The following is a 13,975-nucleotide window of genomic DNA, read 5'->3' as shown; positions in this document are numbered from 1 at the left end:
ACTTTGCGCTTTTGCGTGCTACCCGCGCCTTGTCTGCGCCTTTTCTCCTGGACCATTGCCCATGCGAACTCTCTACAAAAACCTGGCCTGGGGCCTGCTGGCTGCCAGCAGCTTTGGGGCTGCCAACGCCCAGGCGCCGGCCACGCCCGTCAAGGGCGGCACCGTCACGTCCGTGGTCGCGCAAGAGCCGACCTCGCTGGTGTCCTTTCTCGACACCAAGACCGACAACCGCGATGTCAGCGCCAAGATCACCGAAGGCCTGCTGCGTTATGACGCCAAGTTCCAGCCCCAGCCCTTGCTGGCAACATCCTGGACGGTCAGCCCCGATGGCCTGCAGTACCGCTTCAAGCTGCGCGAGGGCGTCAAGTTCCATGATGGGCGCGACTTCAGCTCGGCCGATGTGCGCTATTCCTTCCTGACCCAGAAGAAGCTCGGCCCGCGCGGCCGTATCACCTTGCAGAACCTGGAGCGGGTCGATACGCCCGATGCGCACACGGCGGTGCTGGTGCTGTCCAAGCCCGCGCCGTTTTTGCTCAAGTCGCTGTCATCGGCCGAGCTGCCCATCGTGCCGGCGCACCGCTATGGCGATGGCGACCCGCTGGGCAGCCCCAACGCCAATGCGCCAGTGGGCACGGGCCCCTTCATCTTTGAGCAGTGGGTGCGTGGCAGCCATGTGATCCTCAAGCGCAACCCCCACTACTGGCGCCCGGGTGTGCCCCATGTGGACCGGGTGGTGATCCGCTTTGTACGTGACCCTGCTGCCATCTCGGCCGCCATCGAAACCGGCGAGGCCGATGTGGCGCAGAACCTGGCCTTGGCCGACCTGGGCCGCTTGCTGCAAAAGCCCACGCTCAAGCTTGACGCCAGCTATGACGCGTTCCTGAACAATGCCTCCTTCCTGGAGTTCAACGTCGAGAACCCGGTGCTGTCCAAGCCCCAGGTGCGCCATGCGATTGCCCATGCGGTGGACCGCAATTTCATCGTCAACAACGTCTACTACAAGCAGGCCGAGCTGGTGAACTCGCCCATCCCCAAGGTGCTGGGCGCCTACTACGACGACAGCGAGTTCAACTACGGCTTTGATGTGGCCCGCGCCAACCAGCTGCTCGACAGCGCCGGCTACCCGCGCCAGGCCAATGGCCAACGCTTTGCGCTCAAGCTCACCTACATCCCGGGCGCGCAGTTCAAACAGACTGCCGAGTACCTGCGCTCGGCGCTCAACCGCGTGGGCATCAAGGTGGACATTCTGGACGGCGACCTGCCCACCTTTTTGAAGCGCGCCTACACCGCGCGTGAGTTTGACCTGAACCTCAATGGCCTGGGCCGCTTGTTTGATCCATCGGTCGGCGTGCAGCGCATCTACTGGTCCGACGGCATCAAGAACCCGCTGATCTGGATCAACGCCTCGCATTACAACAACCCACAGGTCGACAACCTGTTCCGCCAGGCCGCTGTCGAGGTCGACGAGGCCAAGCGTGCCGCGCAGTTCCGCGAGATTCAGCAGATCGTTGGCCGTGATCTCCCCGTCTACCCGATCGCCACCGTGCCCTCTGCGCTGCGGGTACACAGCACGCGGGTGCATGGGCTCAACAACAGCATTGACCTGACGTCTGGAGATTTTTCTGACCTGTGGCTGGAGGCTAGCAAATGACGACGACCATCGACTTTCCCAACGAAACCACCCTGAGCGAGAGCGCAGTAGCGTCGCCCGGCATTGCCGCCAGCCTGGCCTTTGCCAGCGCCCGTGCGCAGTTGCAAGCGCTGGCCGATGGCCGCGTCAGCGCGGTCGAGCTGCTGGAGCAGGCGCTGGCCCGCATCGAACGCCATGATGGCGAGCTCAATGCGATCCCGGTGCGGGCGATAGAGCAAGCCCGGCGCGATGCCCAGGCGGCAGACGCCGCCTTGCAGCGGGGCGAGCGCAAGCCATTGCTGGGCCTGCCGATCACGGTGAAGGAGAACTTTGATGTCGCCGGCCTGCCCACCACCGTGGGCAACCCGGACTACCGCAGCAATATCGCCCGGCAGGATGCGCCGGCAGTCGCGGCCTTGCGCGCGGCGGGGGCGGTGCTGATCGGCAAGAGCAATGTGCCGCTGGCGCTGAGCGATCTGCAAAGCTACAACGCCGTGTACGGCAGCAGCAGCAACCCCTGGGATCTGCAGCGCACACCGGGCGGCTCATCGGGCGGCAGCGCGGCGGCCGTGGCGGCCGGCTTTGTCGCGCTGGAGCTGGGCACGGATATTGGTGGGTCGGTGCGCATCCCCGCGCACTTCAACGGCGTGTTTGGCCACAAGACCAGCTATGGGCTGATCTCGATGCGCGGCACCGGCGCGCCGCAAGGGCGCTTTAGCGCGCGTGATCTGTCGGTGGCCGGGCCGCTGGCGCGCACTGCGCTCGACCTGGAGCTGGCGCTGGAGCAGCTGCTTAACCTTGATCCGCTGCAGGCCAAGGGCTGGCAGGCGAGTCTGCCGCCACCGCGCCACCAGCGGCTGCAGGATTTTCGGGTGCTGGTGCTGGATGCCTGGCCGGGCCAGGAGGCGAGCCTGTCCGAGCAGCTGGTGATCGCGCGCGTCGTCAGCGCCTTGCAGGCCCAGGGCGTGCAGACCACGCAGTGGCGCGATCTGCCGCCTGCGCAGCGCCCTGATCTGAGCGAGCAGCACCGCACCTACCGCAGCCTGCTGGGCTCGTCGGTGGCTAACGCGGCCCCGTTGACCGAGGCGCAGCAGCAGCGCCTGGCCGAGCTGGAGCCCGACGACCGCAGCGCCGAGGCCGCCTTGCTGCGCGCGCCCAGCCTGCCCCATGCCACCTGGCTGCAGGACAACGAGCACCGCCATGCGCTGAGCCACCAGTGGGAGCAGCTGTTCCAGGACTATGACGTGGTGCTGACCCCCGTGGCACCGACGCCCGCTTTTGCGCACCAGCAGCAGGGCCACAAGGAGGAGCGCCGCTTTCCCGTGGCCTATGCCGATGGGGTGCGCGAGATCGGCTTTCGCGAGCTGTTTTACTGGGCCGGTTTGCCGGTGCTGCCAGGCCTGCCTGCGACCAGCTTTCCGGTCGGGCTGGACGATGACGGCCTGCCGATCAGCGCCCAGGTGGTCGGCCCCTATCTGGAAGACCGCACCACGATTGCCTTTGCCCATGCCTGGGAGCAGGCCCAGGGCGGCTTTGTGGTGCCGCCCCGCTATGCGCAGGGGGATGCATGAGCGCCGTGCTGCAAGTGCTGCAGCCGCCACGGGAAGCGGCCAGCCCGGGCCCGGCCTTGGACGAGGCCGCCTTGCTGGCCCGCGCCCAGGCGCTGATCGGCAAGCTGGCCGCACTGGCGGAGGCGCATGACGCCAGTGGCGCTGCACCGGCGCCGCAGTTTGCGCTGCTGCACCAGGCCGACTTGCTGCGGCTGACCATTGCCCGCGAGGCCGGTGGCCATGGCGCCGGCCTGGCCAGCGCGCGTGCAGTGGTGGGAGCCATTGCCCAGGGCGACCCGGCAGTCGCTTTGATTTTGGCGATGCACTACAGCAACCATGCGGCGATTGCCCGCTCGCAGCGCGCGGGGCAGGGCGAGTGGCCGCCAGCGCTGGCGGACGAGCTGATCGCAGCCAGCCTGCAAGGCCCCGCCTTGCTCAACGCCGCCCAGGTGGAGCCGGAGCTGGGCTCCCCCTCGCACGGCGGCCTGCCAGCGGCGCGGGCCAGGCGCGTGGCCGGTGGCTGGCAGCTGAGCGGCCACAAGGTCTATGTGACCGGCGGCCCGCTGCTGGCCTGGATCAGCGTGCTGGCGTTGACTGATGAGCCCGAGCCGCGCCTGGGCAGTTTTGTGCTGCCCCGAGGCACGGCCGGTGCGCGCCTGGTCGATACCTGGAACCCGCTGGGCATGCGCGCTACCGCAAGCCAGGACCTGGTGCTCGACGGCGCCTGGGTGCCCGACCACCATGCGGTGGGCCTGCGCCCAGCCAGCCTGGGCCTGCAGCGCGAGGCCCATGGCATTGCCTGGTACTTCAGCCTGGTGGCAACGGTCTATGACGGCGCGGCGCGCTCAGCCCGCGACTGGCTGGGCGCTTTTTTGAACCAGCGCCGCCCCAGCGCGCTGGGCGGTGCCAACCTGGCGTCGCTCGCCACTGTGCAGGAAAAGTTTGGCGAGATCGAGGTATTGCTGCAGACCAGCGACTGGCTGCTGGACAGCCATGCCCGCGCCTACGACAGCGGCACGGCCCCCGATGGCCTGGTTGCCGTGGCCAAGCATGTGGCGGTGGACAACGCGCTGCGCGTGGTGCAGCTGGCGCTGGAGCTGGCCGGTAACCACGGCCTGGCGCGGCGCAATCCGCTGGAGCGCCATCTGCGCAATGTGCTGTGCAGCCAGATCCATTCACCGGCCAACAGCCTGATCCGCAGCAACACCGGCCGCGCGGCCTTGCAACGGCACCAGGCCGCTGCCTGAGCGCTGCCCTGTTTTTACCCTTGGTACCTCGCATGTCTATTGATTCCGATTTCTCGCTCGCCACGCGCCGCCACTTTATGCTGGCCGCTGCTGCCTCCGGCATCGGCACGGCAGTTCCCAGCCTGGCCTGGGCGCAGGACAAGCCGCAAAAAGGCGGCACCCTGAACCTGCTGCTCTTTCCCGAGCCGCCAACCCTGACGACGATTGCGCACACCGCCGGCTCGTCGGTGACGATCTCGGGCAAGGTCACCGAGGGGCTGCTGACCTATGACTTCAACCTCAACCCGCAGCCGCAGCTGGCTGTTGCCTGGTCGATCAGCCCCGATGGCCTGGTCTACCGCTTCCAGCTGCGCCAGGGCGTCAAATGGCATGACGGCAAGCCTTTTACCTCGGCCGATGTGGTGCACTCGATTGCCTTGCTCAAGGAGTTCCACCCCCGGGGCCGCGCCACCTTTGCGGGCGTGGCGGAGGTGCAGGCGCCCGACGCGCATACCGTGGTGCTGCAGCTGAGCCGCCCCATCCCCTACCTGATCACGGCACTGGCGGCCTCAGAGTCGCCCATCGTGCCCAAGCACCTGTATGCCAGCGGCCGGGCCGATACCAACCCGGCGAACAATGCGCCGGTGGGCACGGGCCCCTTTGTGTTCAAGGAATGGGTGCGCGGCAGCCATGTGATCTACGAGCGCAACCCCCATTACTGGGATGGCGACAAGCCCTATATCGACCACCTGGTGGTGCGCTTTATCCCCGATGCCGCCGCGCGCACGGCGGCCATCGAAAGCGGCCAGGTGCAGATTGCGCCCAGCTCGCCGGTGCCCTTTGCCGAGGTGGAGCGCCTGCGCGCCAAGCCGGGCCTGCAGTTCGAGACCCGGGGCTACGAGTACATCAACAGCGTCTACCGGCTGGAGTTCAACCTGGAGAGCGAGCTGCTCAAGGACCTGCGCGTGCGCCAGGCCATTGCCCACGCGCTGCAGCGCGAGAACCTGCTCAAGGTGGCCTGGTACGGCCAGGGCAAGCTGACCACCGGGCCGGTGCACCCGGCGCTGAAAAAGTTCTATGTGCCCGATCTGCCGGTGCTGCCCTATGACCTCAAGCGTGCCGAGAAGCTGCTGGACGACGCGGGCCTCACGCGCGGCAAGGCCGGCGGCCAGTGGCGCGCGCGCTTGAACCTGACCCCCATCCCCAACGAGGGCGGCCAGCGCACGGGTGACTTCCTCAAGCAGGCCTTGGGGCGCATCGGCATCGATGTGCAGATCAACAGCCAGGACTTTGCCACCTACATCAAGCGCATCTACACCGCCCGCGCCTTTGACCTGCATGTGAGCGCGATGAGCAACACCTTTGACCCGACGGTGGGCATCCAGCGCCTGTACTGGTCCAAGAGCTTTCAGCGCGGGCTGCCGTTCTCCAACGGCTCGCACTACGCCAGCCCTGAGGTGGACCGCCTGCTGGAGTCCGCCGCCGTCGAGATGAACGAGGCCCAGCGCATCCGCGAGGTGGCCGAGTTCCAGAAACACATCGCTACCGACCTGCCCGACATCACCCTGGTCGCCCCCGACATCTACACCATTGCCGACAAACGCGTGCGCAACCACACCGTGGGCGCAGACGGCGTGGCCGGCAACCTGGCCGGCGTCTGGCTGGCCGCGTCCTGATCCCGTTCCCCCAAGGAGAAACCGATGACAAGCCCTTCCGAAACATCGAACGTACAAGGTCAACAACCCAGCTCCCTTTGGTACACCCGCTGCCCGGTGCCGTCGCCACTGGGCATTGCCGCGCAGCACGGCTGGCTGCAGCAGGCCTTTGCGGCCCTGGGCATTGGGGTCGAGTCCATCTTTGACTCCAAGGACCGCAGTGTGCGCGAGAGCCATTTTGACCACCGCCTGCCCTGGTCCTTCCGCCAGGGCGGCAATATTCCGCCGATCTGGGCGCGCGCCAAGGGCAGCGATACACGCCTGGTGGCCATCACCTGGACAGACGAGTTCCAGGCGCTGGTGACCTTGCCGGGCCGGGGCATCGGCAAGCCCGAGGACCTGGCGGGCAAGCGCTTTGGCGTGCCCCAGCGCGTCAATGACCTGATCGATTTCCACCGCGCCACCGCCCTCAAGGGCCTGGTCTCGGGCCTGTCGCTGGTGGGCCTGCAGCACAGCGATGTGCAACTGGTCGATCTGGTGATCGAGGAGTCGGTGATCCAGCAGCATGGCACGCCCAGCCTGTTTGGGCTGCGCCGCCGCCACCCGTACTTCCGCGAGGCGGAGGCCTTGGTGCGCGGCGAGGTCGATGCGATCTTTGTCAAAGGCGCCGAGGGCCTCTTGGTGGCCAACCTGATCGGCGCGCAGCTGGTGAGCGAATTTGGCCGCCACCCCGACCCGCGCGTGCGCATCAACAATGGCACGCCGCGCACCTTGACGGTGGACGCCGCACTGGCCGACCAGCGCCCGGACCTGGTGCTGGCGCTGCTGCGCGTGGTGCAGCGCGCCGGCCGCTGGGCCCAGGCCCATCCCGATGAGACCCTGCGCTTTGTGGCCCGCGAGATCGCCACCAGCGAAGAGGCCATCCTGGCCTCCAACGGCGCCGATGTCCACCGCCATCTGGGCATCAGCCTGGAGCCCGAACTGGTCGATGCGATCGGCTACTTCAAGGACTTTTTGCTGGAGTGGGGCTTTTTGCCGGCCGATTTCTCGGTCACCGACTGGGTCGATGCCCGGCCGCTGAACCGTTTGCTGGCCGAGAATGCGCCCGCGCAAAGCGTGGCGCAGCCCGAGGCGCTGCGGGCATGAGTGCGCACCCGCATCCCCGCGTGCTGGTCTGCGGCGCGAGCGGCCGCCTGGGCCAGCTGCTGGTGCCGCGCCTGCTGGCCCGGCAAGCGCGACCCCGGGTGTTCGTGCGCCAGGCCGCTACTGCGCGGGCGCTGTGGGGCGATACCGTCGAGATAGCGCAGGGCTGTTTTGAGGATGCGGCCACCTTGGGCAAGGCGCTCGTCGGCATTGAGCGTCTCTTCCTGCTCTCTCCGATCAGCCCTGCGCTGGCCGAGCAGCAACTGCGCGTGGTCGAAGCCGCGCGCGCTGCCGGCGTGCGGCACATCGTCAAGCTCTCCGGCTCGGACTGGACCATAGCCCCGCCCGGCCATTCGCTGTCCGGCGATGCCCATGGCCGCATTGAAGAGGGACTGCAGGCCAGTGGCATCTCCCATGTTGTGCTGCGCCCCAATGCCTGGATGCAGGTGGGTTTGTCGCGCATCGCCGGGGAGCTGCGCACCGGCGTTGTGATCCGCTCCCAGCACCTGGGCGCTGGTGTCTCCTATATCGATGCCCGCGACATCGCCGATGTTGCTGTTGAAGCGCTGCTGAACCCCGAGGCCGCCCAGCAGCGGCTGGGCGCCCCCGGCCCCTGGGTGCTGACCGGCAACCAGGCGCTGCGCCCGCAAAAACTGGCCGATATTGCATCGCGCCTGCTGGGCCGGCCCATCACCGCCTCCGCGCCTGTGGCCGCCCCCGCCGCGGCTGACCCGTTTATCGCGCAAGTGCATGGCGAGTTTTTTGCGTTGATGCGTGCGGGGCATGCGGCTGCGGTGACTGCCACGGTGCAGCAGGTGCTGGGGCGGGAGGCACGGACGGTGGAGGGGTTTTTGGCGGAGGAGCTGGGGGCTTTGGCTGTGGCAGTTTGAGGCGGAGGGAAGTAGGCTGGCAGTGCCCGGTGTGCATTAACGGCACCCCATCGGTTGGACGGATATCCAACTTGTGGGGATGCTGTTCAATCAGCGGGCAGGTGCCGACCTGCTTGGCATTTGGCGCCGCCTCGTCAGTTGACCATTGCCAAGCAGGCCTTGGAACAGGCCCTGCAGGTTTCCGCACATCGCACGCAATGTTCATGCTGGTGATGGGCGCACTCGTTCGCGCAGGCGAGGCAGATCTCGCTGCATAGCCTGCAGAAGTGTTTCGCCATTTCGCTGTTGCGCGCCATGGCACCCACGGAGAGCGAGCAGATGGCTGCGCAATCGACATCCAGCGCCATGCAGCGTGCCATCATCTTGGGATCGTCCTCTTTGAGGCATCCTGCAAAGCATTCGTTGCACGCAATCACGCAGGCGTTGCATGCGTCAATACAGGCCTGATAAGGGTTGGCGGTGGTGGTCATCACAGTCTCCTTTTGCAAAACCTTGTTGTACGGCTTGTGCGCAGCTGAAGCTGTAGGAGTGACGCGTTCATTTCCTCTGCATCCAGTTCGGCATGCAACTGGCCAAAGGTGAACCGAGGTTGGAGCTGGGGTGGCAGCACTGGGGTCATAGCGCCACTTCAACCTATAGCGCTCATTCGGCCTACATAAGTTTCCGGTACCCGCTGAGAGGCGTAGAACTAGCTTCAACGCAGACTGGTGGAAATAACTGCTTGAAGGAGCTGCCGCTGGTAGGGCGTTCCGCACACTCCAGGGTATGAATCCAAAAGACGTATAGCGGCGTATAGCGCACATGCCCATTTCTTCTAAACTTTCCACCCCCATGAGTCGCCGTCTGAGCCTCCTCGGCATCGGTTCCGCCATCGCAGCGCTGCTGTCCGGGTGTTCTGGTGCCCAAGTACTGGACCACTTGGTGGCACATGACACCTACCACGGCCCCACCGGCGTGCGCTATGGGCTCGATGCAAGGCATCTGCTGGATGTGTACCAGCCAGCGACAGGCACGTCGCCCGGCCATGCACCGGTGGTGCTGTTTTTTTATGGCGGCAACTGGACGAGTGGCGAGCGGGCCGAGTACCGGTTTGTCGGCGAAGCGCTGGCGGCCAACGGCATCATCGCGGTGGTCGCCGACTACCGGCTGAGCCCCCAGGTGCAGTACGAGGGCTTTCTGGGCGATTGCGCCTTGGCGCTGCAGTGGACCTTCGCGCACGCCGCCAGCCTGGGTGGCGACCCTTCGCGGGTGATGGTGATGGGCCATTCGGCCGGGGCTTACAACGCAGCGATGCTGGCGCTGGACCCGCGCTGGCTGGCACCTTTGGGCCTGACACCCGATCGGCTTGCGGGCTGGATTGGGCTGGCCGGGCCCTACGACTTTTTGCCGATTGTGGACCCCCAGGTCCAGGTGGCGTTTAACTGGCCACACACCCCGGCCGATTCCCAGCCGATCTTCTACGCCGACGCCAAAGCCCCCCGCACCCTGCTGCTGGCCGCACGCAATGACAAGGTGGTGGACACGCAGCGCAACACCGTCGGCCTGGCAAACCGCTTGCGGGCTGCCGGTACCGACGTGGATATACGGATCTTTGACCACCTCAGCCACGTGACGACCGTCGCCGCCCTGGCCCGGCCGCTGGACTGGCTAGCCCCGGTACTGCCGACGGTGCTGGACTTTGTACGCGGGGATCCGAAACGGGTGCAATGACCCCTCATGTGATAGCAGCCGTGACCGGTTGTGTCGCGGCGACAAGCTTGCTTAGCAGCCGGTCCCTAGGTTGCTCCATCGTGGCGAGAGTCCCATGCTGACGGGCTGCTGGCGCTAATATGGCGTTTTCGGCCAGAAACGGCCTTTAGCCACCACCGCGCAACGGTGCCAGCCAGCGCTGCTGTCTACCGCTTCCATGCATCACCTCTACACACACCCCTACCAGGGCAGGTTTGGCAATGGCCTGGCCAAACTGCTCAATTCGCGTCGCTTTGCCAGCTATCGGCGAGCGCTGATGTCTCGTCTGCCCTTCATGATCTTGGACAGCGATGTGGTGGATGTGGTCTACATGACATGGCTGGTGGACGAAGCCCTGGCCGCCCCGTTTGCCCCACCGGGCGCGCGCCTCTGGTCTTACCAAGGTCGCACGCCTCTTACGGTGCTGACCTATCGGCATGGGCATTTTGGTCCTCGGTGGATGGGGCCCTTGAGGCGGTTTATGCCTTCGCCATTGCAGAGCAACTGGCGTCTGTACCTGGCAGAGCCGCTGGCTGATGCGCCGCCCATTCCCACCGTTGCCTTTGTCTACAACGTGATGGACAGCCTCGCCCATGTGGCCGGGACGCGCCTGTTCAGTGATGCCTTGCCATCCCATTGGCCAGCTGGCTTCGATTTCCGCGTGAACGCTGATGAGGCCATTGTCGACATCGCGCCCGGCGATGGCAGCGCGCCGAGATTGGGGGCCAGGGCGGTGAGGGCAGGGGACGCCGTTTTGTCGCCGCCCTGGTCCGGTATGTTCGATGGCTGGTCGGATGCAATCGTGCGCCTGGCCTCCCAGGACGCTGCGGTGGTGGAGGTGCCAACAGTGGAGGGCGCCCCTGGCAGGTCGGCCTTGGCCACAATTGACTTGCCGGTGGATGTCGCCTCGGTGCAGCCCTTGCTGCTGGACACGCAAACCCTGGACTGCCCTGTGCTGCAGAGGCTGGATGCGGACCCGGAGGCGCTCTGCTTTCTGCTGCCCAGCGTGCGCTTTTCTGCCTTGTCCGAACGGCTTTTACGCGCTTCTGTGTGAGCTAGGGCTGCTGCGACAGCGTGGCTCGGCCAACAGTCAAAGAGGCTTGACGCCAACCGATCAACTAGTAGAATGGCTCATCTTTGAAAGCGCTAGCTGCCCACCCGATGACTGTTGAACTCTCCCCCCGCGCCACGGAATTGGCAGAACATGCCCGCCAATTGCTGGCCGCTGGCGGCTACAACGGCTTCAGCTATGCGGATCTCTCTGAAAAGGTAGGGATAGGAAAGGCCAGCATCCACCACCACTTCCCCAGCAAGGCGGATCTTGTGTTGACGGTGGTTCAACGGCATCGGCAGCAATCTGTGGAGGGCTTGGCAGCGATGCAGCAGCATTTGGGCGATGACCCGCAAGCCCAATTGAACGCTTATGTCGATTACTGGGCGCGCTGCATACGCGACGGTTCATCGACGATGTGCATCTGCGCGATGCTGGCCGCAGAAGCGCCGATGATCCCGGCTGAAATTGCGGCGGAAGTGCGCGGCTATTTCCAGGATCTGACGCAGTGGCTGGCAGCGGTGATCTCGCAAGGCCAGGCTAAAGCGCAGTTCAAGCCAGAAGCGAATGCGCCGGTAGAAGCGCTCGCCTTGATGTCCACCGTGCATGGCGCGATGCTGACGGCCCGCGCCTTGGGGGATCCCGATGCTTTCCAGACGATCGTGCGCGTGGCGATACATCGGCTGGCAGCTTGAAGAATGGCCCGGTCACCCAGGGTGTCGGGCCCTCTATTTTTTGCCCATGTAACCAATCAACTAGTCGGTTGTTTTTAGAAAGACCACCCTATGCCTCATCCCATCTCCTCGCTTGGCGCCTTCCATACCGCCATCAGTGTGCTGCCGCTCGCTGCCGGCTTGTACAGCTTTGTCCGCTACCGCGCCATTGAGCCGGCCAAGCGCTCGGGTCAGCTGTACCTGGTCGGCATGCTGCTGTCCGTGCTGACGGCGTTCGGCCTGTCCAGCACCGGAGGATTCAACGCCGGCCATGCCTTGGGCATTCTGGCGCTGTTGGTGATGGGCGGGTCATTGCTCATCCGGCAGCTGCCGCTGTTTCCACGCCTCGCTCCCTACCTGTCGCAGTTCGGCTTTTCTTTCAGCTTCTTTCTGTTGTTGGTCCCTGCCATCGGTGAAACCTTGACGCGTCTGCCGGTCAGCCATCCTCTGGCCTCAGGCCCTGAATCGCCTTTGGTGCGCGGCACGGTGCTCGCTTGGCTGGCGATTTTTGTGGTGGGAGCCGCATGGCAAATGTGGTGGATGCGGTCACAACGCAAGCGCTGAATAGGCAGCGCATTTTTTGTCTTGCTTGTCTTGGGATAGGCAGGCCCTTGTTGGCATTGATTGGCTGCTCCTGCTCTCGCACCAGCCCGGCGCGCTGTGTGTGGCCGAGATCACATCGCGCCTGTTGGGCCGGCCGATCATCGCTGGCGCGCCTGTGCCTGCAGCGGCGCCTGACCCCTTTATCGCCCAGGTACATGGCGAGTTTGCGCTGTTGCGCCCGGGGTATGCGGCTGCTTTGACGGCTACGGCGCGCCAGGTGCTGGTGCGCGAGGCGTGGACGACGGAGCGCTTTTTGGCGGAGGCGCTGAGCGCACTGGCGGTGGCCGCTTGAGGGGGATGATGCGGGATGGGCGGGCGGCTGCGTTGCCCGTCTGGCTTGCCAATGGCTGGCTGGAGATTGGGAACGGTGCCTTGCTGTCGGTGCCGGGTCGAACTCCTGCTTCATGGTTCCTGGTGCACATCACAAGGATGCAACACCCGATGATGCGCGGGCCCTCGCGCAACCGTTTTCAGCGCATTCCCCACGGACTGTGCACATGGTGAAAATTTAAGCGGAAAGGGTGGCCGAATAGACGCTCAGCGTGTCTACGGCCAGCCAGGAGCGGCTCTTCGCCCCTGCGGCAGAAACTGGCCAAACTTCGTTATCTAGGCAGGGGCCCGCAACTCAGTCAGAATGCCGAACTAGGCATTGCACGGGGACACTATCCTCACCCTTCAAAGGAGCACTCCATGGCCGAGACATCCAAGGTAAAAGGACCTGCCTCGTACTTTCCTTCCATCGAAAAGACCTACGCCAAGCCAATAACGCATTGGATGGAGATTCTTCAGAATGCGGGTCCGTTGAAGCACATGGAGCTGGTCAATTGCCTCAAGACCCAGCACCAGATCGGTCATGGGCACGCGAACGCCCTGGTTGCAGCGTTCCTCATGAAGAAGTAGCACGACTAGAAACCTGCCCCAGGCTGCATCTGGGCCACAAACGGACACTTCCACCACACATGCATCGCGCCACTGCTTATGCCGCACTCGCTACCGAGCTTGAGCCTATGGACCCAGCCATATGCGGATGGAGCAGCTCCAAGAGGCGTTAATTGTGCCAAAAGGGGAATGAGGCCAAGCGTTGCGGGCACGGGTGCATCCGGCCAGTTGCTGCCGTTCAATCATTTGTTTACTTCCACAGTAACGAGCTCCTACTAGGAAGGCGTCATGGTTATGTCGCAGTAAGCCACGACTGGTCGGATGATGTGATGAAATCCTGCGCACAGCCCACGCCAGAAACCCTCAAGCCAGTGATCAAACGCAAGCGTTTTCCGCTGGAGATCATGCTCATCTGCGTGCGTTGATATTTGGCCTAGCCACTCAGCTTGCATTCAAGATATGAATGATTCTTTTGATTTTCGTGTCTCAACAAATAAAGACGTCACTGCTGAAGAGTATGCGCAAATCGCTCGCTCTGTTGGTTGGGGAAGCGAAGAGGACAGCAAATTGTTCGTTGTCTCCAATGCTGCATACCCCTTGGTTGTTCATGCTCGTGAAACTTCAGGACTGCTCATCGGATATTTGTCTGCTTTCAGCGACGGAGCTTTTAGCACCATGCTCGGTGAATTGATCGTACACAACCAGTTTCAGGGTCATGGAGTTGGGCGGGCGATGCTTGAGGTAGTCGAAAAGCAATGGCCGGGCGTGCCAATTTATATCAAAGCCCTGGGTGAGGCGAAGCACTTTTTTAAAGCTTGTGGCTACAAAGTTCCGCTGGCTGAAATGACTATTCTTTTCAAGCGTCCTTAAATCAATGCCATTTCCACAATCCTATTTCGGGCTAAGT

14 protein-coding genes are annotated in these 13,975 nt (G+C 64.3%); 13 read left to right on the top strand and 1 reads right to left on the bottom strand.

Features of this window, described 5'->3' with window-relative positions; all coding sequences use genetic code 11:
* Positions 1-61: 61 nt before the first annotated feature.
* Genes ACPEE1_RS19670 through ACPEE1_RS19645 form a run of 6 tightly spaced genes read left to right on the top strand, consistent with a single transcriptional unit; the run spans position 62 to position 8,094 of the window.
* On the top strand, positions 62-1,651 hold the full coding sequence (locus ACPEE1_RS19670; RefSeq protein ID WP_182344991.1) for an ABC transporter substrate-binding protein: 1,590 nt from the start codon (positions 62-64) through the stop codon (positions 1,649-1,651).
* On the top strand, positions 1,648-3,201 hold the full coding sequence (locus ACPEE1_RS19665) for an amidase (RefSeq protein ID WP_423934531.1): 1,554 nt from the start codon (positions 1,648-1,650) through the stop codon (positions 3,199-3,201). The genes ACPEE1_RS19670 and ACPEE1_RS19665 overlap by 4 nt, the downstream gene beginning before the upstream one ends.
* Positions 3,198-4,427, top strand: coding sequence for an acyl-CoA dehydrogenase family protein (locus ACPEE1_RS19660; RefSeq protein WP_423934528.1), 1,230 nt, complete (start codon positions 3,198-3,200; stop codon positions 4,425-4,427). Before ACPEE1_RS19665 ends, ACPEE1_RS19660 begins: the two co-directional genes overlap by 4 nt.
* A gap of 32 nt (positions 4,428-4,459) precedes the next feature.
* Positions 4,460-6,082 (top strand): ABC transporter substrate-binding protein, encoded by a 1,623-nt coding sequence (locus ACPEE1_RS19655; protein ID WP_423934525.1) that lies wholly within the window; start codon positions 4,460-4,462, stop codon positions 6,080-6,082.
* 24 nt (positions 6,083-6,106) lie between these two features.
* The gene (locus ACPEE1_RS19650; protein WP_182344994.1) at positions 6,107-7,207 is read left to right on the top strand and encodes an ABC transporter substrate-binding protein; all 1,101 of its coding nucleotides are present in this window, start codon (positions 6,107-6,109) and stop codon (positions 7,205-7,207) included.
* Positions 7,204-8,094, top strand: coding sequence for an NAD(P)H-binding protein (locus ACPEE1_RS19645; protein ID WP_182344995.1), 891 nt, complete (start codon positions 7,204-7,206; stop codon positions 8,092-8,094). Before ACPEE1_RS19650 ends, ACPEE1_RS19645 begins: the two co-directional genes overlap by 4 nt.
* Before the next feature lie 134 nt (positions 8,095-8,228).
* On the opposite strand, the gene ACPEE1_RS19640 is transcribed toward ACPEE1_RS19645, so the two are convergent.
* A complete protein-coding gene (locus ACPEE1_RS19640) occupies positions 8,229-8,564 on the bottom strand; it encodes a four-helix bundle copper-binding protein (RefSeq protein WP_423934521.1) in 336 nt (111 codons plus the stop codon).
* 361 nt (positions 8,565-8,925) lie between these two features.
* Here ACPEE1_RS19640 and ACPEE1_RS19635 point away from each other — a divergent pair, with 361 nt between their 5' ends.
* From ACPEE1_RS19635 to ACPEE1_RS19605, 7 genes are all read left to right on the top strand, one after another.
* Positions 8,926-9,804, top strand: coding sequence for an alpha/beta hydrolase (locus tag ACPEE1_RS19635; RefSeq protein WP_182344996.1), 879 nt, complete (start codon positions 8,926-8,928; stop codon positions 9,802-9,804).
* Between the two features lie 313 nt (positions 9,805-10,117).
* Positions 10,118-10,876 carry a hypothetical protein gene (locus ACPEE1_RS19630; protein ID WP_420093982.1) on the top strand — a complete coding sequence of 253 codons (759 nt, stop codon included), beginning with the start codon at positions 10,118-10,120 and terminating at the stop codon, positions 10,874-10,876.
* Between the two features lie 107 nt (positions 10,877-10,983).
* Positions 10,984-11,568 carry a TetR/AcrR family transcriptional regulator gene (locus ACPEE1_RS19625; protein WP_182344998.1) on the top strand — a complete coding sequence of 195 codons (585 nt, stop codon included), beginning with the start codon at positions 10,984-10,986 and terminating at the stop codon, positions 11,566-11,568.
* Positions 11,569-11,658: 90 nt separating this feature from the next.
* Positions 11,659-12,150 (top strand): hypothetical protein, encoded by a 492-nt coding sequence (locus tag ACPEE1_RS19620; protein WP_116924524.1) that lies wholly within the window; start codon positions 11,659-11,661, stop codon positions 12,148-12,150.
* A gap of 100 nt (positions 12,151-12,250) precedes the next feature.
* On the top strand, positions 12,251-12,481 hold the full coding sequence (locus ACPEE1_RS19615; protein ID WP_182344999.1) for a hypothetical protein: 231 nt from the start codon (positions 12,251-12,253) through the stop codon (positions 12,479-12,481).
* A 398-nt stretch (positions 12,482-12,879) separates the two neighbouring features.
* Entirely contained in the window at positions 12,880-13,089 is a 210-nt protein-coding gene (locus tag ACPEE1_RS19610) for a DUF4287 domain-containing protein (protein WP_116924526.1), read from the top strand.
* 438 nt (positions 13,090-13,527) lie between these two features.
* Positions 13,528-13,938 carry a GNAT family N-acetyltransferase gene (locus ACPEE1_RS19605; protein ID WP_182345000.1) on the top strand — a complete coding sequence of 137 codons (411 nt, stop codon included), beginning with the start codon at positions 13,528-13,530 and terminating at the stop codon, positions 13,936-13,938.
* Positions 13,939-13,975 lie beyond the last annotated feature (37 nt).

The sequence above is a fragment of the Comamonas sp. 23 genome (assembly GCF_049601575.1).
In the GTDB taxonomy this organism is placed as follows: domain Bacteria; phylum Pseudomonadota; class Gammaproteobacteria; order Burkholderiales; family Burkholderiaceae_C; genus Comamonas; species Comamonas squillarum.
The sequence above is the reverse complement of the archived record's forward strand: the minus strand, read 5'-3'. Positions and strand labels throughout refer to the sequence as shown.